General features: G+C 45.0%; 26 protein-coding genes. 4 read left to right on the forward strand and 22 right to left on the reverse strand.

Annotated elements, in window-relative coordinates; all coding sequences use genetic code 11:
* Positions 1–161: 161 nt before the first annotated feature.
* Complete coding sequence (acpS, locus tag NSQ49_RS11370) at positions 162–518, reverse strand: holo-ACP synthase (RefSeq protein ID WP_159870756.1); 357 nt, start codon at positions 516–518, stop codon at positions 162–164.
* Positions 519–682: 164 nt separating this feature from the next.
* Here acpS and NSQ49_RS11375 point away from each other — a divergent pair, with 164 nt between their 5' ends.
* Positions 683–1408 carry a rhomboid family intramembrane serine protease gene (locus tag NSQ49_RS11375; protein ID WP_251284311.1) on the forward strand — a complete coding sequence of 242 codons (726 nt, stop codon included), beginning with the start codon at positions 683–685 and terminating at the stop codon, positions 1406–1408.
* Positions 1409–1445: 37 nt separating this feature from the next.
* Here the strand turns inward: NSQ49_RS11375 and NSQ49_RS11380 are convergent, their stop codons facing one another.
* The 7 genes from NSQ49_RS11380 to NSQ49_RS11410 form a co-directional block, all read right to left on the reverse strand.
* Complete coding sequence (locus NSQ49_RS11380; RefSeq protein ID WP_251284316.1) at positions 1446–2897, reverse strand: PH domain-containing protein; 1452 nt, start codon at positions 2895–2897, stop codon at positions 1446–1448.
* Positions 2890–3369, reverse strand: coding sequence for a PH domain-containing protein (locus NSQ49_RS11385; RefSeq protein WP_159870762.1), 480 nt, complete (start codon positions 3367–3369; stop codon positions 2890–2892). Before NSQ49_RS11385 ends, NSQ49_RS11380 begins: the two co-directional genes overlap by 8 nt.
* 121 nt (positions 3370–3490) lie before the next feature.
* Complete coding sequence (gene uvsE / locus NSQ49_RS11390) at positions 3491–4453, reverse strand: UV DNA damage repair endonuclease UvsE (protein ID WP_251284310.1); 963 nt, start codon at positions 4451–4453, stop codon at positions 3491–3493.
* Positions 4454–4577: 124 nt separating this feature from the next.
* Positions 4578–6050 carry a DEAD/DEAH box helicase gene (locus NSQ49_RS11395; protein ID WP_159870768.1) on the reverse strand — a complete coding sequence of 491 codons (1473 nt, stop codon included), beginning with the start codon at positions 6048–6050 and terminating at the stop codon, positions 4578–4580.
* A 509-nt stretch (positions 6051–6559) separates the two neighbouring features.
* Positions 6560–7255: an alpha/beta hydrolase gene (locus NSQ49_RS11400; RefSeq protein ID WP_159870771.1), complete on the reverse strand. Its 696-nt coding sequence runs from the start codon at positions 7253–7255 to the stop codon at positions 6560–6562.
* Between the two features lie 271 nt (positions 7256–7526).
* A complete protein-coding gene (locus NSQ49_RS11405; protein WP_159870774.1) occupies positions 7527–8900 on the reverse strand; it encodes a UDP-N-acetylmuramoyl-tripeptide--D-alanyl-D-alanine ligase in 1374 nt (457 codons plus the stop codon).
* A 105-nt stretch (positions 8901–9005) separates the two neighbouring features.
* Complete coding sequence (locus tag NSQ49_RS11410) at positions 9006–10082, reverse strand: D-alanine--D-alanine ligase (RefSeq protein WP_159870777.1); 1077 nt, start codon at positions 10080–10082, stop codon at positions 9006–9008.
* Positions 10083–10488: 406 nt separating this feature from the next.
* Between NSQ49_RS11410 and NSQ49_RS11415 the strand changes: the two genes are divergently transcribed.
* A complete protein-coding gene (locus NSQ49_RS11415) occupies positions 10489–11679 on the forward strand; it encodes a dicarboxylate/amino acid:cation symporter (RefSeq protein ID WP_159870780.1) in 1191 nt (396 codons plus the stop codon).
* Positions 11680–11743: 64 nt separating this feature from the next.
* Here the strand turns inward: NSQ49_RS11415 and NSQ49_RS11420 are convergent, their stop codons facing one another.
* The 3 genes from NSQ49_RS11420 to NSQ49_RS11430 all read right to left on the reverse strand — a co-directional run bounded on the left by NSQ49_RS11420 (position 11744) and on the right by NSQ49_RS11430 (position 14298).
* Positions 11744–12163, reverse strand: coding sequence for a universal stress protein (locus NSQ49_RS11420; RefSeq protein WP_159870783.1), 420 nt, complete (start codon positions 12161–12163; stop codon positions 11744–11746).
* 75 nt (positions 12164–12238) lie between these two features.
* Positions 12239–13705 carry a SulP family inorganic anion transporter gene (locus tag NSQ49_RS11425; protein WP_251284309.1) on the reverse strand — a complete coding sequence of 489 codons (1467 nt, stop codon included), beginning with the start codon at positions 13703–13705 and terminating at the stop codon, positions 12239–12241.
* A gap of 209 nt (positions 13706–13914) precedes the next feature.
* A complete protein-coding gene (locus NSQ49_RS11430; protein ID WP_159870789.1) occupies positions 13915–14298 on the reverse strand; it encodes a VOC family protein in 384 nt (127 codons plus the stop codon).
* Between the two features lie 107 nt (positions 14299–14405).
* On the opposite strand from NSQ49_RS11430, the gene NSQ49_RS11435 reads away from it, so the two are divergent.
* Positions 14406–14894: an 8-oxo-dGTP diphosphatase gene (locus NSQ49_RS11435; RefSeq protein WP_251284308.1), complete on the forward strand. Its 489-nt coding sequence runs from the start codon at positions 14406–14408 to the stop codon at positions 14892–14894.
* Positions 14895–14910: 16 nt separating this feature from the next.
* The gene (locus NSQ49_RS11440) at positions 14911–15459 is read left to right on the forward strand and encodes a GNAT family N-acetyltransferase (protein WP_159870795.1); all 549 of its coding nucleotides are present in this window, start codon (positions 14911–14913) and stop codon (positions 15457–15459) included.
* A 26-nt stretch (positions 15460–15485) separates the two neighbouring features.
* On the opposite strand, the gene NSQ49_RS11445 is transcribed toward NSQ49_RS11440, so the two are convergent.
* From NSQ49_RS11445 to NSQ49_RS11495, 11 genes are read right to left on the reverse strand one after another with little or no spacing between them, the layout of a single operon-like run.
* On the reverse strand, positions 15486–16205 hold the full coding sequence (locus NSQ49_RS11445) for an ATP-binding protein (RefSeq protein ID WP_251284307.1): 720 nt from the start codon (positions 16203–16205) through the stop codon (positions 15486–15488).
* Entirely contained in the window at positions 16202–16696 is a 495-nt protein-coding gene (locus NSQ49_RS11450) for an ECF transporter S component (RefSeq protein ID WP_159870801.1), read from the reverse strand. Before NSQ49_RS11450 ends, NSQ49_RS11445 begins: the two co-directional genes overlap by 4 nt.
* The gene (locus tag NSQ49_RS11455; RefSeq protein WP_159870804.1) at positions 16696–17280 is read right to left on the reverse strand and encodes a cob(I)yrinic acid a,c-diamide adenosyltransferase; all 585 of its coding nucleotides are present in this window, start codon (positions 17278–17280) and stop codon (positions 16696–16698) included. The genes NSQ49_RS11450 and NSQ49_RS11455 overlap by 1 nt, the downstream gene beginning before the upstream one ends.
* A 15-nt stretch (positions 17281–17295) precedes the next feature.
* On the reverse strand, positions 17296–17721 hold the full coding sequence (locus tag NSQ49_RS11460; protein ID WP_159870807.1) for a bifunctional adenosylcobinamide kinase/adenosylcobinamide-phosphate guanylyltransferase: 426 nt from the start codon (positions 17719–17721) through the stop codon (positions 17296–17298).
* Positions 17673–18290, reverse strand: coding sequence for a histidine phosphatase family protein (locus NSQ49_RS11465; RefSeq protein ID WP_251284306.1), 618 nt, complete (start codon positions 18288–18290; stop codon positions 17673–17675). The genes NSQ49_RS11460 and NSQ49_RS11465 overlap by 49 nt, the downstream gene beginning before the upstream one ends.
* Positions 18248–19039, reverse strand: a complete 792-nt coding sequence (cobS, locus tag NSQ49_RS11470; RefSeq protein WP_251284305.1) for an adenosylcobinamide-GDP ribazoletransferase — start codon at positions 19037–19039, stop codon at positions 18248–18250. The genes NSQ49_RS11465 and cobS overlap by 43 nt, the downstream gene beginning before the upstream one ends.
* Entirely contained in the window at positions 19026–19883 is an 858-nt protein-coding gene (locus NSQ49_RS11475; protein WP_251284304.1) for a cobyric acid synthase, read from the reverse strand. Before NSQ49_RS11475 ends, cobS begins: the two co-directional genes overlap by 14 nt.
* Positions 19880–20455: a bifunctional adenosylcobinamide kinase/adenosylcobinamide-phosphate guanylyltransferase gene (locus NSQ49_RS11480; protein WP_251284303.1), complete on the reverse strand. Its 576-nt coding sequence runs from the start codon at positions 20453–20455 to the stop codon at positions 19880–19882. Before NSQ49_RS11480 ends, NSQ49_RS11475 begins: the two co-directional genes overlap by 4 nt.
* The gene (gene cobD / locus NSQ49_RS11485) at positions 20437–21513 is read right to left on the reverse strand and encodes a threonine-phosphate decarboxylase CobD (protein ID WP_251284302.1); all 1077 of its coding nucleotides are present in this window, start codon (positions 21511–21513) and stop codon (positions 20437–20439) included. Before cobD ends, NSQ49_RS11480 begins: the two co-directional genes overlap by 19 nt.
* Positions 21488–22453 (reverse strand): adenosylcobinamide-phosphate synthase CbiB, encoded by a 966-nt coding sequence (gene cbiB / locus NSQ49_RS11490; RefSeq protein ID WP_159870825.1) that lies wholly within the window; start codon positions 22451–22453, stop codon positions 21488–21490. Before cbiB ends, cobD begins: the two co-directional genes overlap by 26 nt.
* Positions 22450–23922 (reverse strand): adenosylcobinamide amidohydrolase, encoded by a 1473-nt coding sequence (locus NSQ49_RS11495; RefSeq protein WP_251284301.1) that lies wholly within the window; start codon positions 23920–23922, stop codon positions 22450–22452. Before NSQ49_RS11495 ends, cbiB begins: the two co-directional genes overlap by 4 nt.
* Positions 23923–23961: the final 39 nt, after the last annotated feature.

Consider the following 23961-nt stretch of genomic DNA (forward strand, 5'->3'; position numbering starts at 1 on the left):
GAGGAATGACAAGCTTTTGAAAATCTTCCCGATTGAAACACCAATCAGCGGGGAGTACATTTCACCCCGCAATTTGTTAGTTGAGTCCCACAGAAAGTGTGCTGCCTCAGGATTTGGCGTTTTTTTGTTCTCAGACATTACCGGGCATTTTACCCCTTAGACTAATCATCTTTTTCTATAACCACCTGGGCTACTGCATACTCCCTGCTATGGGAAATCGACAAGTGAACCCCCTCTTTAACTGGCTTCGAAATAAACGGCTTACCCTTTTCATCCTTTTCAATTTCAATATCCTGAAAGGAAAGGTCTTCGCCGATCCCGGTTCCCCATGCCTTTGAAAAAGCTTCTTTCGCCGCAAATCTCCCTGCAAGAAACTCTGCACGCCTTTTTTCCGGCAATTGCTGATAGCTCTTCAGCTCTTTTGAGGTTAAAACCCGAGCAGGAAATCGGTCCTGCCTGCCAAGAATTTTTCGTATCCGCTCTAGATCCGCAATGTCAATCCCAATACCGGAAATCATCTCTCATCTTCCTTCTATTTATATTATTTTCTGCATAAAGAATACAGTAGAAGCCGAATTATGTACACTTTATCTCCTGAATAAGTGTTATGGCATGCTGAAATCCCGTTTTTCAGGCTATGATGTAGATACACGTTCAAACAATTCAAGCACGGAGGAGAGCCATGTTTACAAGAACGGAAAGCTTCAAAGAATTTATCCGCTACTACCCTGTTGTTACTGCTATCATTTGTATCCATATTATCATCTATCTATTAACCGTCATTCCCCTATTCCCAAATTCACTTGTATTTGAGAAGCTTGCTGGTGTCAATTTATATATTGTGCAGGGTGAATACTGGCGTCTGCTGAGCCCAATCATATTGCACAGCGGCTTCTCCCATGTTTTATTTAACAGCTTTTCACTCGTTCTATTCGGTCCAGTTTTGGAAAGGCTCATCGGAAAAACCAGATTCATTCTGCTTTATATCACTGCGGGAGCAGCCGCCAATCTTGCTACACTCATCCTTGAGCCATTAACGTATATTCACGCGGGCGCCAGCGGTTCAATCTTTGGCCTGTTCGGTTACTTTGCCGCAATCTTAGTTTTTCAAAAAGAGCTTTTATCCAGGGAAAACTCACAAATCATCCTGACCATTACCATCATCGGGGTAATCATGACCTTCCTTCAGCCAAACATCAATGTAACGGCACACATATTCGGCCTGATTGCCGGCTTCCTGATTGGCGCAGCCTCTCTCGCCAAGGGCCGTACATCCACTTCATCAGGCATCACACGGTCAGGCGGTCTTTCCGGAATAAGGCCGTCTTTAAGAGGAGTGCCTGCATCAAGGCTTGCTGTTTGGGGAGTCATTGTTATTTTAGCCATAGTGGGGTTTTTAGCCAGATAGGGGGACGCGAAGCTGGACAGGTAAATAAAAAAAGCGCTCAGGGGCGCTTTTCTTTTAGCTTCAGTCCGGTATAAGAATACCATTTATAGATAGCATATACTTCCTGTTTGTCGAGATCCCGGACAGTTCCGCCTGTCCCGCCTGCCCCCGACATAGCCGCAGCTTGTATGGTAGCCAGACTGCGTTTTTTCTGAAAATAGCTTTCTTTCAAGGAGAGGGACTGAATTCGGCTTCTCCTCATAAAAACTGTAGTTCTCACTATTCCGCGATATCTGAGTGCAAGCTGCTGTGAGCTGATTTCCCAGCCCGCATCCCTGTATTTGAGATAAGACCAGCCCATTGCAAAGATCAGCAGCACCAAAGATAAATATCCCCATGGCCTGAAAAAGAGGAGCGGCCCACCCACAAAAGGCAAAATCCACAGAAATCCTCTCCATAAATAGCGGTTTAGCGCTCTTTTCGGAGCTTTAAAGAAAACCGGCTGCAGTTCATACTGTGGCAAGTGGGGCTTTAACAAACCGGCAATCCTCGTTTTTTTTACGATCGGCAGGATCATTAGGCGGGAGCTTTCATTGTCTTCAATGGAACCACCGGCACTTTCAATATAGACTGTTGCCAGACCAAATGGCTGCCTAAGAAGATTTTCCCTTATTTGAATAGCCTGTATGCGGTTCAGCGGGATCGTCATCTGCCTCTTTTCAAGCAAGCCTCTGCTAATAATCAATTCCTTCTCACTTTTTAATAATGTAAAACCGGCGTATTTCAGCATGCTCCCTACAAGAGCGATCAGCCATGCCACAAGAAAAACGAAGAATACCAGTATACTGACAAATATCATTCCATTTGCAATAAACCCTTCGACTCCGGCGAACACCTTTTCATAGGGTATGATTTCTTCAAACTGAAACACAAAAGCAAAGACTGCTGAAATAACGACCCCTGCCCCGCCGGAAGTTGATGCCTGAAGGAACAATTCTCCAGGAGTAATCTTATAGATCACTTCCCGGTTCTCCAATGCTGTTTTCATTTCTGAAGGATTATTTTTGGCAGCTGAAAATGCCTGCTGAATGAAATCAGCATCCTCTTTGGATATAGCCGTCAATACCGCTTCTGCCTCACCCGCACCGCTGGAGCCCGCTGTTTCCACTTTCATTTTTACAAGTCCAAAGGGTCTTTGCAGCAAGCCTTCCGATAAATCGAGACTTTGGATTCTTTCAAGCGGAATATATCTTTTCTTCCTTACCAGAACACCATACTCGATTCGAAGCTCGCCTTCCTCCAGTCTATAGGTATATCTCCACCAGGTAAGGATCCCGATTAAAAAAACCGCGATGATGACCCCTATAGACAGGACAAGCTGAATAATGTCTCCATTTCCTCCTCTGCTTCCAAAGACGACAAAAATAAGAAATGGCACCAGCATTTCCTTAAGGTGTTTCAGGAAATTGGCTATTGCGGATATTGGGTGCAGCCGCTTCGGATTAGACATCATTTTCTGCAGCCCTTGCCAGCTGAGAAATGAAAAAGCGCAATTCCTCAGCTTCATCCACATCCAATGCCGGTATTTCATGTATCGTCGCAGCTGTTGAGATGGTCACGGTAGCCAGGCGATATTTACGCAATATCGGCCCTTGCCTCGTATCCACATGCTGCACCCGAATCATAGGAACAAGCGTCCTTTTAATCACAAATAGCCCGTGTTTGAGCTCTATTTCATTTTCCCGGACCTCATACCTCCATCTTTTCCACCTTAAAGATGGTAACGTCATTATGACCAGGTAGGCATACGCAGAAAAAAACATTAAAGACGCTCCAATAACCCAAATAGGCCAATCAAACAGGATGGCGGCAGCAATAGCGCCACCTGACAACACAAAAGGAAAAACAGAGTGGAGCGTGCCTGAGATTCTCCAGGCAAGCAGCCCCCTTGCCGGGATCCTTTTATGCGGCTCTGTAATCATGCAGTACCCCCCGCAATTCCATAAAATTATTTGATTTTAAAATCCGCTCTATCACTTCTATAAGTATACATGACAGAAAAAAGAAGTGTCTCCCTTTTATGAAAAAAGTGGGGGGTACAGATTATATTTCAAAGCTGGATGAATCAATAAAGGTCAGATTGGGGTTCCTTTTCAAATCCTCAGCAAGCTTAAACAGGGCGCTGTCCTTCATTTTCGCTTCGATCATGCAATGTATCTCAGGCACTGACCCCTTAATGTTCTGCAGAAACTCCCTGAACATTTCAGCATCAATATAATCCGCATGCGCTCTGAAATCTTTGTGTGATTTGGGGCTCGAGATATGCATTTTCACAGGCAGTTCTGAATGACCCCATGTCGCCGCTACCCTTTCCCATTGCCCTATCCAGTCATCATTTTTGAAGTTCGCAAGGTGGTGGTGGTAATCAAATACAAGCGGAATCCCCAGCTTTTCACAAAGGTAGAGAGTATCATCAAGTGTAAAGGTGGTATCGTCATTCTCAAGAATAATCATCTGCTGGATTCCGGGAGGCGTAAAGCCCCAATTATGGATAAATTGCTCGAGTGCTTTTTCTTTATCATCATATCCGCCGCCCACATGCAGAACACAGCGGTGAGCCGGATTAAGATGCATGCCTTTCAGAAGGGCCTCATGCATTGCCAGTGTTTTGATGGACATATTCAATGTATCAACTTTCGGTGTATTAAGGAGCACAAAGTGGTCCGGGTGAAAATCCACACGCATCGGATGTTCATCCAGAAAGTCGCCAATCCTGGACAGAATATCTCTAAGGGGACGCATATACTTCCAATCAGAGAGTTCCTCATGATTTGCAAGGGGAATCAGCCTAGAACTGAAGCGGAAAAAGTGAATATCATGGGCTGCATTGTGCTTGAGCAGCCTGAGGCAATTCTCGAGATTTGAAATGGCGATTCGTTCCAGTCTTGCTATAGCCGCCTCCCGGTTTTTAATACTTGAGAATTGTTTGAACGTCATCGTTTGTGATGGCGATGCGTTTTTCAGGTTCATACTCATCGCAACATACCCAAGGCGTACAATCGTCATGTCGATTCCTCCCGTTCAGCATTTCCCATTAGTATGTACGACAGCTCTTGAGAAATTGCATGTTCGGGCTTGCTCTGTATGAGACTAAATAAAAAAGAGAGCAGATTTCTGCTCTCCAAATTTCTTATCTATAGCTGTTTGAACGGCTGTTGTTCTGGCTTGGGCGTTTTCCAGTGTGGCCTTGGCGTGATTTGTATGATCCCTTTTGGCCGCCCTGTCTGCCTCTTCCATTGTATCCTCCGCGGCTGCGGTCATTCGGCTTTCTGTCGCGTTTAGATGGAAGCGGCTTTTCCTCTGTTAATTTAACAGGTGTTGTATCAGGTTCTTTGGTCAGCATCTTCAGCACGGCCTGAACAACTGTCGAAGCGTCCTTTTGTGCCAGAAGCTGATCTGCCGCTTCTTTATAGCTTTCAAGATTGTTTTCCTCTATGGTTTGCATGATTTTTTCCATTACAGCTTTTTGCTGGCCTTCAAGCGCCTCATCAAGTGTTGGAGCATCCATGCGTTCCATTTTTTTCTTGGTTGTACGTTCTACTACATGCAGATACGATTTCTCGCGCGGGTTGATGAATGTCATTGCAACACCCGTTTTTCCAGCACGTCCGGTCCGGCCAATGCGGTGAACATAGCTTTCAGGATCCTGAGGAATATCAAAATTGTATACATGCGTTACGCCGGAAATGTCCAATCCGCGTGCCGCAACATCTGTCGCCACAAGGACGTCAATGCTTCCTTCTTTGAACTTCCTAAGTACAGAAATCCGTTTAGCCTGGCTTAAGTCACCATGTATTCCTTCAGCCATATATCCGCGAAGATTTAAGGCTTCAGCCAGTTCATCAACACGGCGCTTAGTACGTCCGAATACAATCGCCAATTCCGGAGATTGGATATCCAATAGTCTTGTCAGCACATCAAATTTATTTTTTTCATGCGTTTCAATATAGAATTGTTCAATAGATGAAACAGTCATTTCCTTCGCTTTTACGCGGACAATCTGAGGGTCCTTCATAAAGCGTTCTGCCATTCTGCGGATTGGCGCAGGCATTGTTGCAGAGAAGAGCAGTGTTTGGCGCTCTTCAGGAATTTGAGCAAGGATTGCTTCAATATCGTCAATGAATCCCATGTTGAGCATTTCATCCGCTTCATCAAGGATAGCCGTATGCACATGGTCCAGACGCATCGTTTTGCGGTTGATATGATCCAAAATACGTCCTGGTGTTCCAACGATGATATGCGGTTTGTTCTTTAAAGCGCGGATTTGGCGGTTAATATCCTGGCCGCCATAAATGGAAAGGACTTTCGTTCTTTTTCCGTAGCCGATTTTATACAATTCTTCCGATACTTGAATCGCCAGCTCACGAGTTGGGGCAATAACAATTCCCTGAATGTAATCTTTCGTGTTGTCGATTTTGTCAATCATCGGGATTCCAAATGCAGCCGTTTTTCCTGTTCCTGTCTGTGCCTGCCCGATCAGGTCTTTATTCTCCAAACTTAACGGAATGGTCTGGGTCTGAATAGGAGTCGCCTCTTCAAATCCCATTCGTTTCAGTGATTTCATTGTCTCTGGGCTGATGCCCAAGTCTTGAAACTTTGTCAATGTATTCATTCTCCTTCTAATCATAGAAAAATTTTGTCCCTGCAAACCTGCAGGCAGAAGTTCTCCTGAAAAATTGGCCTATGAGTCACTCTTCCGGACGATTATAAGAAATGTTATGGCACACCCTGTAAGGAGCCTTTTCACCTGCAGTTCCCGGCATTTAGATGCTGTAACTTCTTATTTTTATAAAAAGTGCGGTTATGTTTCGTTAAGAAGAGTCCCACTCACTATGAAACCCGCTTGAGGAAAGGATGAGGGTAAATTCTATCCAAATTGTTCACGGACAATCAGGTCTCTTAAGATAAGTTCAGTCAAAGAGAAAGCACTTATCTGTTTATGGCCTTACTGAAGTACGCCTCTTTCAGCTATACTTCTGTATTTAATGAAAAAAGACATTCTCCTGATGGAGTATGTCCGGGTTCTCAAAAGAAGTTCCTGTTGGCACTTTGGTGTTTATATTACCATTTCCAAGTAAGCATTGCAAACTTGAAGGCTAGCTGAAAACCTTATCATTCAGGCTTTTTTTGCAGAAATCCAAGGATCTCCCGGAAGAGGCGGTCCCCTTCCCCGCAATGGCAGATAAGATGCTTCGAATCTTTAATAAAAATTAACTTTTTGGCCGTTGAACCAATATTATTATATAAATATCTGGCGCTTCTCGGAGGGACAACTCCATCACTTTCGCCTTGCGCAATCAATGTCGGCACAGTGATCTGGTTTAAAATAGGTCTAATCGAAGCCACCAGCCTGCGGAATTGAAGTGTTGCCGTGATCGGTGTCGCACTGATTTTCCGCTTATATCTGACGAACATTTCATTGTCAGCGAGCTTCCCTCTGAATGCATCTCTTACCATCTCTTTAATATCGAAGAACATCTGCTTCGGGTTTACGTAATAAGCCGCAGCACTGAGCAGTACCAATTTATCTACAGGGTAATGAACAGTTAAATAGCTGGCTATCAGGCCCCCCATTGAAAAGCCGATGACATATACTTTTTCACAGCGGCTAATAAGCCTCTTCAGCTCTTCCTCTGCATGCTCAATCCACTTGTTATAGGCAATTCCTTTCAGATTCAGCTCATCGCCATGACCCGGCAATGTCGGCACAGAAATCTCCCAGTCTGTATTCTCTTTTAAATACTCTGCCAAAGGTTCTACTTCAAATGGAGCTCCTGTAAAACCATGTATGCACATGCAGCCAATCATCCACAAGTCACCGCCATCTTATTAATGTAAGTCTATTCTATTTTACACTTTTTCCTTTTTGGCATACTAATCAAACCTTCCCGGAGATAGAAATTACAGTGAAGGAACTATATAAAAATAATTTAAGCCCCTGTTCCACGTGGAACAGGGGCTTATTTCCTATAATAACAGATACATACAATTCAAAATGGTATTGCTGAAAGGGTCATGAAATCATCATGTTTGTATTAGTCCAGCACCCCTTCTGTTTAAGTCAAAAGGCTCTAAAATACTATTGAAGGGCTGATACAACTTCTTCAAGCTTCATGCCACGGGATGCCTTGACCAGCACAATGGTTTCCTGATCGGCATGTTTCTTTAATTCCCCGATCAGATTCTGTTTGTCAGTAAAGGCTGTCACCCGTTCATGGGGCAGGACTTCCTTCGCACCCTTGGCGATAAATTCGCCAAGCTTACCAAAAGTAAATACGTAATCAACCTTTTTTGCATCCACGGATTTTCCGATGGAGTAATGGAAATCCTCCTCTTGCGGACCAAGCTCCAGCATATCGCCAAGAACAAGAATTTTCTTTTTATAGCCAGGCAGATTGGCGACCAGTTCGATGGCGGCATTCATGGATGTTGGACTGGCATTATAGGCATCATTAATGATTTTCTCACCCATTTTGCCCTCAAGAAGCTCCATTCTCATATTTGTCAGCTTTAAGCTTGCAAAGCCTTCGTTCATCTTTTCATAAGGAACGCCAAAATGGGACGCTGCAATCATCGCTGCAAGAGCATTGAGAACATTATGGGTGCCCAGTACAGGCAGATAAAACTCCTCGCTGGATACATTGATCCCAAATGTGCTGCCGCTGTCATTCTGCTTGATATCAACCGGATACACATCGTTTTTCCCTGTTCTCCCAAAGGTTCTTACTGCGGCAGAACCATTGTAGGTTTTCAGCTTTTCATTAAGAAGAGGCTCATCACCGTAATAGATAACGAGGCCATTTTCCTGAAGGCCGTTTACGATCTCCAGCTTCGCTTCAGCAATCCCTTCTCTGGAACCTAAATCCTGCAGATGGGATTCGCCTATATTCGTAATAATCACGGCGTCCGGACGGGCAAGCTTTGTAAGAAAATCAATTTCTCCTCTTCCGCTCATTCCCATTTCCAGTACGGCGATTTCCGTATCTTCCTCAAGAGCTAGAATGGTTAAGGGCAGACCGATATGGTTGTTATAGTTGCCTTCTGTTTTTTGAACCTTGAATTTCAGTGACAGAAGGTTTGCAGTCATATCCTTGGTTGTGGTTTTGCCGTTGCTTCCTGTAATCCCTGCTACCTTTATATTTAATTCATTCCGATAGCTTCTCGCCAATTCCTGAAGTGCCGTTAGGGTATCTTCGACAATCAGGATGGGTAGATGATGGGGGGGATTGGGGACATCCCTTTGCCAAAAGGCCGCAGCTGCCCCCTTTTCAATGGCATCTTCGACAAATCGGTGGCCATCCGAATTTTCCCCTTTAAAAGGAACAAATAAATTCCCCTTCCCGATTTTTCTGGAGTCAATGCTGACGCCCTGTATGGAAGTGTCATTAAAAGAAGATACATCATTATCGACTTTAATCATCTGTGTAATTTCCTGAAGTTTTTTCTTAATCATATGGCGCCTCCTATTGGGCAAAATCACGAGTCCTGATTTTGCCAATTATGTATGAACAAAAGGAACACGGCAAAAATGCCGTGTTTCCTTAAACAGTTTGCCTTTTTACATGGTGTGCTTGATGCTTTGTTTCTCAGTATGGCGTTCGATGGCCAAATTGACAAGCTTCTCAATCAGCTGAGGATATTCTACACCCGTATGCTTCCAAAGAAGCGGGAACATGCTGAAAGGTGTAAAGCCCGGCATGGTATTTACTTCATTAATGTATAACTTACCCTCTCTGGTCAAGAAGAAATCAGCCCGGACAAGACCGGAGCAGTCAAGAGCCTTAAATGCCTTAATGGCCATGTCTCTCAGTTCACTGTACTCACTTTCGGAAATTTCGGCAGGGATGATTAATGCTGTATCTCCATCCTCATATTTCGCCTTATAGTCATAGAATTCAACCTTCGGGACAATTTCTCCGGCAACAGAGCATTCCGGATTATCATTGCCCAGCACGCCTGCTTCAATTTCTCTTGCAGTAACGCCTTCTTCGATAATGATTTTACGGTCAAATTGGAAAGCTTCTTTAAAAGCCTCCTCAAGCTCGGAGCGGTTCATGCACTTGCTGATGCCCACACTTGAACCGAGGTTGGCCGGTTTTACGAAGCACGGGTAGCCGAGTTCTTTTTCCACCTTATCATAAGCTGCCTCAGTTTCATTTTCCCACTCACCTCGGATAAACCAGACATACTTCACTTGCGGAAGGCCAGCCTGTGCAAATATATTCTTCATGATGACCTTATCCATGCCCGCAGATGAAGCCAATACTCCATTTCCTACATAAGGCAGGTTTAAGAGCTCCAAAAGCCCCTGAACTGTACCGTCTTCCCCGTTCGGACCGTGAAGCAGCGGGAAGATCACATCAAATGGGCTTTTCTCCTGGGCATCCTGGAAAAGGGTCGGTGCCAATGCTGTCGGAGGCAGTGCTTCCCCTCGTGAGAATTCAAGCTCCTTTACATTGGAAACAGGACCTTGCAGCTGAGGGCCCTTCACCCATTGTCCCTCTTCAGATATATAAATAGGATGAATTTCAAATTTTTCTAAATCCAAGGCTTTAATGACAGCCATTGCAGTCTGCATAGATACTTTATGCTCTGCAGATTTTCCGCCGTATAAAAGGCCAACCTTTGTTTTCATAAAAAGAACCTCCAATATTCAATCATGGCTTCTTATGCCGTTTATTTTTCTTAAGCTGTTTATATGTTCATTCAAGCTACTCTATATTGTAACACTTTCACATTTAAGAAAGGGAGTGATTACATGTTCAATTCTTCAGGAATTTTTTTCTGCCCCTACGCCCATATTTCTATATGTATGACTGAGAGCTATAAAAGGAAACTTAATCAAAATAATTTCCTTTTCTGGCATTAATTATTTTAGGAAAACGTTTACCCCCCTTTAATTGAGCAAAACACTTAATCTGCAGATAGTAATCAGAGTTTTTTTATTATTAAAACAATACCTTTATCTATTAACTTTTACAGCAAAACAGGATATAATCCCCCTAACAAAAACAATTGTATTTTTTAGGAGGACAAAAATAATGAAGTTTGGTTTGCTTCCCAGAATTATTGCAGCGATTGCATTAGGTATTTTAATAGGTTCTTTTTCTCCCGAATGGCTTATTCAGCTATTTGCTACGTTTAACGGACTGTTCGGAAACTTCCTTGGTTTCGCGATTCCCTTAATTATTATCGGATTTATCGCGCCGGGAATCGGCAGCATGGGGAAAGGTGCAGGGAAACTGCTTGGAATTACAACCGGTTTTGCCTATGCTTCTACGATCACTGCCGGGTTAGTCGCCTATTTTTCTGCGACGGCGCTGTATCCTATTCTATTAAAAAACCAAAGCTTCAAAGAGTTTGAGAATCCTGAGGATGCTTTGCTATCACCCTTTTTCCAGGTGGACATGCCTCCTGTAATGGGTGTCATGACGGCATTGCTGATTTCATTCACTTTAGGTCTTGGATTGGCCGCAATTAAAGGGAACACACTGCAACATGCGATGAATGATTTCCGGGATATTATTGAAAAACTGATTGAAAAGGTCATTATTCCATTGCTGCCTGTCCATATTTTCGGGATTTTCGCCAATATGACGCAAGGCGGACAGGTTGGCGCTATTATTTCGGTATTTGCCAAAGTATTTGTCATGATTATTGCTCTTCATCTCTTATTTTTACTGCTTCAATATTCAGCAGCCGGCAGCCTGATGAAGGCCAACCCGCTTAGGCTCATGAAAAATATGATGCCTGCGTACTTTACGGCGCTTGGAACCCAGTCATCTGCCTCCACAATTCCTGTTACGCTTAAACAGGTAAAAAAGCTTGGTGCACGCGAAAAGGTTGCGGATTTCTCTGTACCATTATTGGCAACAATTCATCTTTCCGGCAGCACAATTACGATTGTGAGCTGTGCGATCGCCGTAATGATGCTGCAGGGGCAAACAGCCTCACTTACAGAAATCCTGCCTTTCATATTAATGCTTGGAATCACAATGATTGCAGCTCCAGGTGTTCCTGGGGGAGCTGTCATGGCCGCGTTGGGTCTGCTTGAAAGCATGCTCGGATTCAATGAAACCATGCTTGCCCTTATGATTGCTCTATACCTTGCCCAGGACAGCTTCGGAACTGCATGCAATGTAACTGGAGACGGTGCGCTGACCCTGCTTTCTGATAAGGTAAGCGGCAAAGAGAAGAAACTTCAACCCCAATCGGCTGTGAAAGCTGGATGATTGAAAAAAGATGTCCCGATTTGGGGCATCTTTTTTTCAGTTAGACGATTTATCGCTTAAACATTTACTTAACAATTAAAACAGGCGCTTTCACACGTTTGGCAATCTTATGACTGACACTTCCGAGCACCATTTCCTGAAGAGTATTCAAACCCCGGCTGCCAACAACCGCAACATCATAATCCCCCTTGTTGGCAAATTCCACAATGGCTGGTCCAGGCTCTCCCTGCAGGATTTTTATTTCATATAAAATGTCCTTCTCTTTTAATAGGCTTTCTATAGGCTCTAAACGTTTTTTCCTCACCTGGTCCACGATACTCTTATCAAAATGGTGAAGGATATCTTCCTTTGAGGTCTGGCCATCAACGGCATACACTACGGTTACTTCAGAATCAGGATTCTGTTCAGCCAGTTGAACAGCTTTAGCGGCTGCCCGAATGGAATGATCTGATCCATCTGCAGCCATCAATATTTTTTTAAACACAGAGCCTCACCCCTAACTTATTCTTATAAAGAAAATACCACAGTCAAAGCTGACTGTGGTATTAATTGCAGTATTTTAATGGCCTGATAATTTTGCACCTGGTTTGCGGTGAACGGCCAAACGCTCAATCAGGTTCGAACTTGGCGCGTTTAATCCTGATAGGCGGACCAGCACACCATTGTCACGAAGCTTTAATACAATCTTATCGATGGCGGCGACACCTGAGTCATCCCAGACATGCGCCTGTGTAAAATCAATTTCAACTTCTTGTAAATCTTCATTAAAATCAACTGCTGCTATAAGTTCATCCACGGAAGCAAAGAATACCTGTCCCTTTACAGCATATATTTTCTTGTCCTCTTCAACTCGTGATGAAACATGCACTTTCGAAATTTTAGCCACAAAGAAGATCGCACTTAAAATGATCCCGGCAAAAACTCCCTTGGATAGATCGTGGGTGAAAACAGTGATAACAGTGGTTACAATCATAACAATCGAATCTGTTACAGGCGTTTTTGCAAGGCCCTTAATGGATGACCAGTCAAATGTTCCAATCGATACCATGATCATAACTCCCACTAAGGCGGCCATTGGTATCTGAATGACAATATCTCCTAATACTAAAATCAGAAACATCAGGAATGTGCCGGCCACTAGGGTTGACAGCCTTCCTCTTCCTCCGGATTTCACATTAATGACAGACTGTCCAATCATCGCACATCCTGCCATTCCGCCAAATAAACCGGACACGATATTCGCAATTCCCTGTCCGCGGCTTTCCATGTTCTTATCACTGGCTGTATCGGTCATGTCATCCACAATGGATGAAGTCAGAAGAGATTCAAGCAAGCCAACGATTGCAAGGGCAATAGAGTAAGGGAAAATGATCTTCAGAGTCTCAAAATTCAATGGAACATCAGGAAAAAAGAATGCCGGAAGGGCAGATGAGATGGCTCCCATGTCGCCAACTGTGCGCACATCACTCTTTGTCAAGATGGCTAGGATCGTAATAACAATAATAGCCACCAGAGGAGATGGCACTGCTTTAGTGAATCTCGGGAAAATATAAATAATCGCCAATGCACCGGCAACCATTGCATACATCACCCAGGTAGCATCAGTAAATTGCTCCAGCTGAGCCATGAAAATCAGTATTGCCAGTGCGTTCACAAATCCAATCATAACGGCGCGGGGAATGAATTTCATAAAGCGGGCTAATTTAAGCACACCAAATAAAATCTGCAGCATCCCCGTCAAAATCGTCGCAGCAAATAAATACTGCAATCCGTGATCAGCTACTAAAGTAACCATTAATAACGCCATCGCACCGGTTGCAGCAGAAATCATTCCAGGCCTTCCGCCCACTATAGCAATGGTCACAGCTATACAGAAGGAAGCATACAATCCAATCATCGGATCGACACCTGCAATAATGGAGAAAGCAATCGCCTCAGGAATCAGTGCCAATGCCACTACGATTCCAGAAAGGATATCTCCCTTCACATTGCCAAACCATTGTTCTTTTTTTGTCAGTATTCTCAAATAAACACCTCGTTTAATAGATTTATAGTAATGACTTTGAACTCTCATCAAAGTCGTGCCGACAAAAACATATAGAATCATAACACATTTACTTATATTTACAAGCCCTCATGTAAGCGCAAATAACCCGTAAAATCTTATTTTTTCTTTTCAATTCTCACGATTACTATATAGCCAATAAAAAAATGACCCTGAAAACAGAGTCATTTTCAACCGATAGGTGAACAAATCTCAATATAATGCCCATCCGGGTCTTCCACATATGCCACTTTCTGTCCCCAGGGCTTTTCAACAGGCTCAAGCAGGACTGGTACTCCTGCAGCCTTGAGCTTTCCAAAAACACCTTCCACTTCTTCCGTTACAAACCCAAGCTCGAAGGTCTGCTCCTTTCTGACTCCACCCGGTATCGGAAGCCCAGTGATTTCCCGCCCGCCTTCTCTCGTATTAAAGGAAAGAATGGTGCTGCCAGTATCATACTCGATGTAAGTGCCAAATTCATTCCTCAGCTTCAGGCCAAGCATTTCACCGTAAAAATGCTTCGTTTTTTCCAGACTCTCCACATATAAAATGACATAACCCATTTTCAATTCCAATTATGTTCACCTCTTCAGAATTTCTATTCATGATATGATTTCAATATAGGAGGTATTTTCTCCTTTCAAAAGAATGTATAAACTTGGAAATCAATAGAGGTGCTGCAATGAAATGGAAAGAAATTGAACATCAGATGTACACGATGTGCATGGTTGTGGATGAAGATCAGATCCTTCTCATAAAGCGGCCGGATCATAAAGGCTTCCCCGGCTATCTTGCTCCCGGCGGAAAGGTCGAGTTTCCCGAGAGCATAACCGACGCAGCAAAACGCGAAGTGCTGGAAGAAACAGGCCTGCACGTCAAGAATATTATTTTTAAAGGCTGGGATGAGTACGTCAACCCGCAGACGAATATCCGCTACATGGTCTTTAATTATCTGGCAGACTCCTTTGAAGGCAGCCTGTTAGAGGCCCCCCCTGAAGGAGAACTGCATTGGGTTCCACGAAACGAGGCACTGGCACTGCCTATGCAGCCCTGGTTTAAAAGGAAACTGCCGCTATTTTTTGAAGAAGGAACTTTTGAGATCCATTCGGTTTGGGATGAAGAGCACAACACAGAAGGAGCAAGCAGGACAAGAGTTTTTACTAAGATTTAATGGAGGTGTACCCGCTATGACCAAAGAAATAGCCCTAAAGGTAAAGATTCGTCCCGTTCAGGAAGAGGACTTGCCCATTTTATGGAACTATATTTATGGAACGGACTGCACTGAATGGAAAAAATGGGATGCCCCCTATTTTCCTCTTGAGCATAAAGACTTTGAAACGTACCAGCAGGGATTTCGCCAAAAGGCAGAAGAATATCCGCCACGCAGCATGGCAATTGAAGCCTCCGGAAAAGTGATCGGCACTGTGGGATATTACTGGGAGCATCAAGATTCTAATTGGCTTGAAGCAGGAATCATTATTTATGATCCAGATTATTGGAATGGCGGGTATGGAACGGAAGCTCTTACTCTCTGGGTGAATTTACTCTTTTCCTCTATGCCGCTTGCCCGGGTGGGAATAACCACCTGGTCCGGCAACAAAAGAATGATGAAGGCAGCTGAAAAGATCGGCATGCAGCTTGAAGGAAGAATGCGAAAGTGCCGAATCGTAAACGGGGAATATTATGACAGTATCCGGATGGGTGTACTGAGGGAAGAGTGGGAGAAAAGGGCATAGAGAAAGGCTCGTTTTTAAGCGAGCCTCTATGTCCTGATTTCAAGCATGTGAAGATAATCCCCTGCAATCTTACTTATTCCTTCAGATACCTTCTTCGGAAAAACCGCGACGAAGCAAGTCGCAGGGCCAGCTGATTTTTTAAGATCCAATGGGCTTTCAAGATCTTTCTCTTTAAATTCCATGTTGGAAAACAAACCATTCAGCTCCTTCATTATTCCTTTGGAGCCTATTGGAAGAGTTACAGTCTTCTCCATTGAATTTATTGCCTTAAAAAGCTTCAAGGGTGCTGCCTCTTCCTCTCTTTCAACCAGCTCCTGGCCAACCAAAGGGGAACCGATTACCGCTATCCTTGTATCCTCTGTAAATGTCAGGGTCTCAGCAGGAAGCTCTCCCCGCCTTTTTCCAAGTACCGATAACCCTGCCGCAGATTGCAGCAGGTTAAAGTTGCTTTCTGTACTGCCAGTGATTTGCAGTTCTGTCATGCCTAATTCATCTGCCCCTTTTTTGATGCCCCGTATAAGATGCTCCCAGGCATCATCTCCGCAGAAATTCTGAAGAACAGCCGCGAATGGCTGAGCACCAGCTGACATGCATTCCATGACAGCGACCCGGAAGGAATAATATGAAACGGTCTCGTACGGAACCTGGACAGCGTCCTGTTCTTTCTCGCCAATTGCCCCGCTGTTATCACTTGCTACCACAATGGTGTCTTCCGAATTAAATGGGAAGGTTAAGACATCCCTCACTGTTCAGCACCCGCTTTGGAAAGAACCGGTCCCACGAGCTTAACAAGCCTTGGAATCACTATATAAGCAATAACGGCATTTATCACAGAACCTATAAAAAGGGAAGGCACAATTGCCAGATAAAAGGCCTTGCCCATTACAAAGATAAATGGAAGCGGGGCTGCAAAGGCATTGCCTAACACAAAAAGAATTCCCGCCAGCCAGTGCCGGCCCCTCTGATACAACGAACTGAAAATAAAGGCTAACAAAGCCATTTCAGCAGCAATCAGGAGATGAAGAGGCCCTAAAGGCATACCGCCCAATAAGGCCGAAAGCAGATGCCCGATAGCCGCAACAGCTGCACCGCCATAACCCCCGAGCAGAACAGCTGCAAGCAAGGCAGGAAATGCATCCAATGCCACGCTTCCGATAATGGCCGGAACTTTAATCGCTGCTCCAATTGCTGTCAGTGCAATCAGCATCGCTGCCATTCCTAAGCGCATGCTCTTCATTACTTATCCTCCTTGCGCTTTCCTTCACGGAATACATTGGCACTGCGCACATACTCCACATCCTTCTGGTTCAGACGGAAGTTAATCACCCTGGCCAGAGCAAAGAAGTAATCAGATAAGCGATTCAAGTATTTCAGCGCCACTGGAGAGGTTTCCGGATCTGCTTTTTTTAGTGAGACCACAAGCCGCTCTGCTCTCCGGGTTACTGTCCTGGCAATATGAATGGACGCCGATGCTGGGGCTCCGCCAGGCAGAATAAATCTTTCAAGCTTGGGTGCTTCCTCAATCATTTGATCAATCTTAGTCTCCAAATAGTCCACAGATACCTTCGTTAATTTCAGCTCCCGCTTTTTCGACACATTTGCTAGGTCTCCGCCACAGTCAAAAAGCTCATGCTGGATCTTTTCCAGATCCTCCAGGACATCCTGAAAAGCGACTGGATCCAGCTGTGTCATCGCCTGCCCGACAAAACAGTTGACTTCATCCACTGTTCCATAGGCTTCAACCCGTACATCATCCTTTTCCACTCTGCCTCCGATAATGCTTGTTTTTCCCTCATCACCAGTTCGCGTATAAAGCTTCATCTGCAATTCCCCATTTCATTTAATTTTTTGGCTGATGCCGTACCAAATCAAATCAACTCTATCTGCAGCTGCTGCTGCATCCTGAAAGGCCCATCCTGATGCATCCCGCCATTTTCGGTCAGCTGCCTCCATCGGAACAATCCCTTTTGACATATCAGATCCGATTAAAACCATTTTCCGGTTAACAGCTGCTTTTTCCCACTTAAGCCACTTTTCCAGCTGCGCCTGCCACTTGCCCCGGATTTCTTCAAATTCAAGCGTCGATGACCACTCCCGAATCATCTGTTCAATTCCCTCAAAAACAATCAGCTGGTAATCTAAATCATCAGGAAACTCACCATGATAAGCAGAAATCCATTTATGGGGAGTATCTTCCAATTGATAAAATTCCTTCACCCACTCGGATTTCCCGTTAAACCTGCCTCCTGTAATGAAGTGCATCTTTCTCCCCTCCTAAACGCTTCCCGAGACCATCTAAACTCATAGCCTCTTCCAAACGGAACTTGCCATTCCCAGAATTCCTTTTGCTCCGGTGCGTACTTTCCAAGAAGGTACCTTATGACTCCGCCATGTGTAATTACAGCAGCATCACAAATCTCATTCCGTAGCAATTGATCGGTTAAATTCTTCCACCCTTTATCCACTCTTGAAGTAAATGCTGAGAAAGACTCCCCTCCAGGCAGTACTCCCGAGAAAGGATTTTCCAGCCATTTTTGATAATCCGGGTTCCCTTTCAGCTCTTCATAAGTCCTGCCTTCCCACTCGCCAAAATGCATTTCTCTCCATTCGGGACATGGTTTAACAGGATGACCCGGAAAAAGAATAGCTGCCGTCTTCATGCATCTGCCTAAATCACTTGCATAAATTCTGCTGTAGCCTTGAGGTGCCGCAGCCAGCTTTCTCCTATGTTCCGGACACAAAGGGGAATCCGTCCAGCCCAGATAAGCATGGGACTTATTGGCTTCTGTCATCCCATGACGAAATAATGCAACAGCCACAGTGTCATCCATAAAAGCACCTCCGTCCCTTCCACGCTGGCTCCAAGTACATCCCCTGTCATTCCGCCAAACCAGGCAATAACTTTTCTTGATAAAAATACGATAAACAGGATTGAAAATAGAACCATGAAAAGAAATCCGGCTAAAGCCGGCAAGCCAGACAGCCAGGCGGCTGCCGCGGCGCCCAGAAGGAAGATAGGGTAAATGAATAAGGTGGTTTTCGAAGCAGCCTGCTGAAATAAGGAGCCCAGCCCCTCTTTTTTGGCTGCCTTCACTTTTATGAGCAATACCCCCATTGCCATCTTGCTTAAAAAGGGAATCACTGCAATTAAAAAATAGGAAGATGGATTTGATAACAGCACAATTTCATAGATAAACAGAAAACGGGCACCCAGCAGAACAATAACAGACAGAACCCCGAAAGCTCCTACCCGGGGATCACTCATGATTTCAAGCCGCTTCTCCTGATCGCGATAGGAGAAGAACGCATCACCCGCATCCATCCACCCATCAAGATGGATTCCGCCGGTCAGCAAAATACCGGCAAGCCAGACAGCAAAAGCCGCTGCTAATAGGGAAAAAGGAGTCCATTCAAGAAAAGCATAGAGTATAAATGCGTATATCCCGCCCTGTATCATGCCGGCTATAGGGAATGTCCTGATGGCCTTCTCCAGATGAGGCTTATCCATGGGCAGGGATACCGGAATGGGAATGCTTGTGAAGAATTGAAGATTAATCAATAATCCTTTAAGCCATTTCATTCTGTTTTCTCCAGCTAAAGACAATTTCCTTTAATTTTTCCCAATCCATATGCTTTAGCATCGCTTCTGACAGCTCATCATATTTGCTGTCTTCCACTATATCCGGATGAGCGGCTTCAGGTCCATCCGAAAGGGAATCTTCAACAGGAATGCCATGCTGGCCTATGTATGGGAGAACAGCAAGTACCGGAAGCCCGGTTTTTTCCTCAATCCACCTCTTCCCTTCCTCAAAAAGCTCCGGATCCCCATGAAATTTATTAATCATGATTCCTTTTACCCGGTTTCGCTCCTGTGGACTCAACAGCTCCAGCGTCCCTATAATACTGGCAAAAACCCCGCCTCTTTCAATGTCCGCAGCCAGAATCACGGGCACATCCGCCATTTCCGCGGCCTTCATATTTGCGAGCTCTTTTTCCTTTAAATTGATCTCAACCGGACTTCCTGCCCCCTCCAGCACAAGAAGCTCATACTCTTCCCGCAATTTTAGAAGTGACAGCCTAATCGCTTCAAGCCCCTTTTGATAAAAATCATTCTGATAAGAGCTACCTGAAACCACTTCTGCATGGTCCCCAAGCATAATGACCTCGGATTGGCAGCCGGCCATTGGCTTTAGTAAGATCGGATTCATCCATTGATTCGCTGTAGTCTTAGCGGCCTCTGCCTGCAATCCCTGTGCTCTGCCGATGTCCTTTCCGCTTTTGGTCTGATAAGTATAGTTGCACATATTCTGAGATTTAAATGGAGCTACGCGATATCCTTCGTTCGCAAATGCCCTGCAAAGAGCGGTAGCAATCAGGCTTTTCCCGACATCGGATGAAGTCCCCTGAATCATGATCCCTTTCATGCCGGATCTCCTTTCATTTGAATGGGAATGCCTGCTTCAACAAGAAAGGCTTCATCAGCCAGCTTTACGATCTCCCTGTGAAGCTTCCCCAATATTTTCGCATATGTAAATACCAATTCGTTTTCGCCAATTGCCTCATTCAAGACTTCGTTGCTGACTATGATCAAGCAGCTGCACTTTTTGCGTATTTCAACAACGGAACTTAGTATTTCATTAGAAAGGTTTTGCTGAAATTCTCTGGTCTGCCAGACATCTTCTCCTCCAAAAAATTCATTATTCAAGAGAGTGGTCAAGCAATCAAATAGAATAATATCCTGATTGCCAAAGCTTCCCGAGATCTCATCAAGTTTGCTAGGCTTCTCCCAGGTAGTCCAGCCCAAGCCGCTCTTATCCCGGTCATACCGGTGCTTCCGGATGCGCGCCTCCATCTCGGAATCAAAAGCTTTTCCGGCAGCAATGTAGTGAAGCTTTCCGGCTGTTTTTTCTGCAATCCGAGCTGCAGTCCTCTCCGCATATGAGCTTTTTCCGCTCCGCACGCCCCCTGTGATAAAAATCAGCGAACCTTCCGCCATTCCTCCATCGCCTCCATCAGGACATCATTGTCTTTCGGCCCTTTAATCGCAAAACGCAGCCATCTGCCTTCCAGGCCGGGGAAATTCATCGTGTGCCTTGGGATAATGCCCTTTTCCAGCAAAAATCGAAAGAGAGGCAGCTGCTCATCCAGGCGGGGATCCCTTAATAAATAAAAGTTCACGGATGAAGGAGAAACGTTAAAGTCTAATTGCTGATAAAACCGAACCAGCCTCGCTCTCTCCTGCCGGATCAAATCCTTTGTCAGCCTGACGTGCTCCTTGCTGTCCAAACACCACTCTCCTGCTTTTAAAGCAAGGGCATTCACGCTCCAATGAGGTTTCAGAGCAGCAGCTTTTTCAATTAGCCTCTCACCTGCCATCATATAGCCAAGGCGCAGGCCCGGTATGGAAAACATCTTCGTCATGGAGCGCAGCACCACCACATTCGAATCCTTTCCTATGTATGGAACAATAGATTGATACTCACTGGCAAAGTCATAAAAAGCTTCATCCATAATAAGCAGGCAGCCGTGTCTCTGACACTCCTCCATCAGCTTCTTCACCATCGCAGAGGGATAGTAGACACCCGTCGGATTATTTGGGTTGCAAAAGAAAGCAGCATCAGCAGCGTTTAACTTTTCAGATAGCGTTTCCATATCCAGATTCCAATCCCCGGGCTCCAGCTGATGATAGGAGACTGTACAATGATTAACGCGGCAGGCCTCTTCATATTCTGAAAAAGCCGGCTGTATAATCAGCGCATTTTTCCCTGCTATCATCCTGCCAATCAGGGTAATCAGCTCTGCTCCCCCATTTCCCACTAGAATCTGTGTTTCCTCTATTCCCTCTTCAGCCGCCAATTTGCTTTTTAATAGAGAAGAACGGGGATCGGGATAGTCGCTAATATATTGGAATAGACTGCCCCACCTGTCTTTTAATTCACGGGGAGGCCCCAGGGGATTGATATTGGCACTGAAATCAATCCGCTCCTCGGGCATTTGCTTATCCATCGCTTCATATAAGTATTGCGGGTTAGATCCGTGTGAAGGCCAAATCAAAGAGCATCCCTCCTGTCCATAATAAAAGCAAGAATAAGAAAACCGTCTTGTTCATGATCGAGATGCTTTTTAAAATATGTTCCTTTTCAAGCAGCACCTTTGGCTTTCCCATCGTTGCACGGTTTGAAATTAATCCCTTATAGAAGTTGATTCCTCCCAGCTGGACCCCCATAAGGGCTGCAATAGCAGCTTCGCCCCAGCCGCTATTCGGGCTTGGATGCTTCGGCGCATCCCTTAAAAGGATTCCCCAAGCTTCCTCATATGTAGAATGCTCCGGCTTTTGGGTGAGCATGATGCAAACGGAAGTCAGCCGGCTCGGGATCCAGTTCGCGATATCATCCACCTTGGCGGATGCCCATCCAAAATCTAAATATCTATCATTTGTATGGCCCACCATCGAGTCACATGTATTAATGGCCCTGTAAATAAGAGCAAGCGGAGCACCGCCGATGAGTGCCCAAAATAATGGAGCTGTAATGCCATCGCTCGTGTTTTCTGCCACAGTCTCCACGGCAGCCCGGACAATGCCGGGTTCATCTAGTCGTTCAGTATCCCTGCCGACAATGTATGAAAGCTTCACTCTTGCTTCTTCCATATCTCCTTTTGCCAGAGGCACATAGACCTCCAGAGCTGCCTCTTTTAAACTTCTTTGTGCAATGGCTGTGAAGATAAGGATCCCCTCTGCCAGAATGCCGGCAGCCGGATGAATTTTATAGAAGAGCGATATGATTAAATAAGTTATTCCTCCTGCAGCCAGGAGGACTATAGATAGCATGAGGATCCCCTTTAATTTTTTAAAACGGCCTTTATTCAGAGCTTGTTCAAGTTTATGTATCAGGGCTCCCATCCACCTGACTGGATGCGGCCAGCTGGGCGGGTCCCCTATCAGCTTATCTATGATACAGGCAAAGGTCAGAGCCATCAGGTGATTTATAATCATCTCTTTATCCTGCTTTGTGATTTTTTAATCGCCTCAACTGTACATTCGTAGACACCCTTGCCAATTAATTTGCCAAGCGGTGTAATGGTACCCGCATAATCCAGATTTTCCCCCTGCTGTGTGGCCGCAATCAAAATACTGTCTGTCGAAGTTCCAGTCGCTATCGTCCCTGTGACACCATCTTTAACTTTCTGATCATGTAGTGCACGGGTTTTTGCCTCAGTTGCAGTCATAATAGACTGGATGAAGGCTTCCTCAGTCAGATGGCCATTAACGAAAATCCATGTATTGATAGTACCCGGAATCAGATGATAAGAATGCTCTTCGCTTTTTGAGGCATCCACAGCATTGCCGACACCTGCTGTCACTACCACATACACAGAGAATGCCTCTTCTTCATAAAATTTGCTGAAGTAATCCTCAATATATACGGCAGTCATCATCCCCACAGTTTCTCCTGGTTCAAAGCCAATCCCCCGGACAAATTCCGCCATTTCTGCCCGATGATCACTGCAGTCATAATTCTTGCTCACATGCCGGTTAAGAAAAATCCGATGCCAGCCAGTGCCTGAACCGGTTACACCTGAAGACATGGTTTTAAGCGGAAATGGCGAGCGAAGAACAAGTAAGTCTTCCCTTACTTCCAGGCTGGCCGGATCGATTCGTTTCTCCAATTGGCTTTCTGCCTGTGAGCGTTCAGGCACCAGCACCATCTGAGGAGCCGCCACTCTTGGATGCGGAAGCTTCTCAATATTCGTCCTGTAAACCTCCCGTATCCGCCCTTCTTTTAAAACCTCATTCGGAACATGGTTAATATTGATTTCACCATTCTCAAGCAGCAATAAGCGATCACAGTAAAGTCCGGCCAAATTCAAATCATGAAAGATGGAAATGACCGTCAATCCGCAGTCTTTTGACCAGACAGAAAGAAGATCAAGCAGCTCTTTTTGATAAGATAAGTCCAAATGGTTCGTCGGCTCATCCAGCAATAATATTTCCGGCTCCTGGGCAAGGGCCTGCGCTAAAAACACCCTCTGCCTTTCACCGCCGGATAATTGCTGAATATTATCATCCTGAAATCGGGAGATGCCTGTCTGCTCCATAACCCGGCAAACCGCTTCTTCATCTTTACCGGTCCAGCTCTGGAACCAGCCTTTTTGATGGGCATACCGGCCAAGGGAAACAGTTTCCTTTACAGTATAGGAAAAGGCCTGAGAGGTATGCTGGGGCAAAACGGCAACGATTTTCGCCAGCTCTTTCGGTGTATATTCTGAAAGGTTTTTACCTTTGATTAAAATATCACCTGATGTATTGGGCAGAACGCCGCTCAGCATCTTCAGAATCGTCGTTTTTCCGCTTCCATTTGGCCCCAAGATCCCGAAAAGCTCTCCTTTTTCCACTTCAAAGCTGATATTTTTTACAACCGGAGCACCGGCATACCCGCCAGTGATCTGCTCGACTCTTAGCATGATTCATCACTACTTTCTGAATAGAAAAGCGCAAGCGCC

The organism is Cytobacillus sp. FSL R5-0377 (assembly GCF_038004385.1).
In the GTDB taxonomy this organism is placed as follows: Bacteria; Bacillota; Bacilli; order Bacillales; family Cytobacillaceae; genus Cytobacillus.

Excerpts from the sequence above, each read along its gene's own strand:
- acpS (WP_159870756.1), bottom strand. The coding sequence starts at position 518 with ATGATTTCCGGTATTGGGATTGACATTGCGGATCTAGAGCGGATACGA.
- NSQ49_RS11375 (WP_251284311.1), top strand. The coding sequence starts at position 683 with ATGTTTACAAGAACGGAAAGCTTCAAAGAATTTATCCGCTACTACCCT.
- NSQ49_RS11380 (WP_251284316.1), bottom strand. The coding sequence starts at position 2,897 with ATGTCTAATCCGAAGCGGCTGCACCCAATATCCGCAATAGCCAATTTC.
- NSQ49_RS11385 (WP_159870762.1), bottom strand. The coding sequence starts at position 3,369 with ATGATTACAGAGCCGCATAAAAGGATCCCGGCAAGGGGGCTGCTTGCC.
- uvsE (WP_251284310.1), bottom strand. The coding sequence starts at position 4,453 with ATGACGATTGTACGCCTTGGGTATGTTGCGATGAGTATGAACCTGAAA.
- NSQ49_RS11400 (WP_159870771.1), bottom strand. The coding sequence starts at position 7,255 with ATGATTGGCTGCATGTGCATACATGGTTTTACAGGAGCTCCATTTGAA.
- NSQ49_RS11405 (WP_159870774.1), bottom strand. The coding sequence starts at position 8,900 with ATGATTAAGAAAAAACTTCAGGAAATTACACAGATGATTAAAGTCGAT.
- NSQ49_RS11410 (WP_159870777.1), bottom strand. The coding sequence starts at position 10,082 with ATGAAAACAAAGGTTGGCCTTTTATACGGCGGAAAATCTGCAGAGCAT.
- NSQ49_RS11415 (WP_159870780.1), top strand. The coding sequence starts at position 10,489 with ATGAAGTTTGGTTTGCTTCCCAGAATTATTGCAGCGATTGCATTAGGT.
- NSQ49_RS11435 (WP_251284308.1), top strand. The coding sequence starts at position 14,406 with ATGAAATGGAAAGAAATTGAACATCAGATGTACACGATGTGCATGGTT.
- NSQ49_RS11440 (WP_159870795.1), top strand. The coding sequence starts at position 14,911 with ATGACCAAAGAAATAGCCCTAAAGGTAAAGATTCGTCCCGTTCAGGAA.
- NSQ49_RS11450 (WP_159870801.1), bottom strand. The coding sequence starts at position 16,696 with ATGAAGAGCATGCGCTTAGGAATGGCAGCGATGCTGATTGCACTGACA.
- NSQ49_RS11455 (WP_159870804.1), bottom strand. The coding sequence starts at position 17,280 with ATGAAGCTTTATACGCGAACTGGTGATGAGGGAAAAACAAGCATTATC.
- NSQ49_RS11460 (WP_159870807.1), bottom strand. The coding sequence starts at position 17,721 with ATGCACTTCATTACAGGAGGCAGGTTTAACGGGAAATCCGAGTGGGTG.
- NSQ49_RS11465 (WP_251284306.1), bottom strand. The coding sequence starts at position 18,290 with ATGGATGACACTGTGGCTGTTGCATTATTTCGTCATGGGATGACAGAA.
- cobS (WP_251284305.1), bottom strand. The coding sequence starts at position 19,039 with ATGAAATGGCTTAAAGGATTATTGATTAATCTTCAATTCTTCACAAGC.
- NSQ49_RS11475 (WP_251284304.1), bottom strand. The coding sequence starts at position 19,883 with ATGAAAGGGATCATGATTCAGGGGACTTCATCCGATGTCGGGAAAAGC.
- NSQ49_RS11480 (WP_251284303.1), bottom strand. The coding sequence starts at position 20,455 with ATGGCGGAAGGTTCGCTGATTTTTATCACAGGGGGCGTGCGGAGCGGA.
- cbiB (WP_159870825.1), bottom strand. The coding sequence starts at position 22,453 with ATGATTATAAATCACCTGATGGCTCTGACCTTTGCCTGTATCATAGAT.
- NSQ49_RS11495 (WP_251284301.1), bottom strand. The coding sequence starts at position 23,922 with ATGCTAAGAGTCGAGCAGATCACTGGCGGGTATGCCGGTGCTCCGGTT.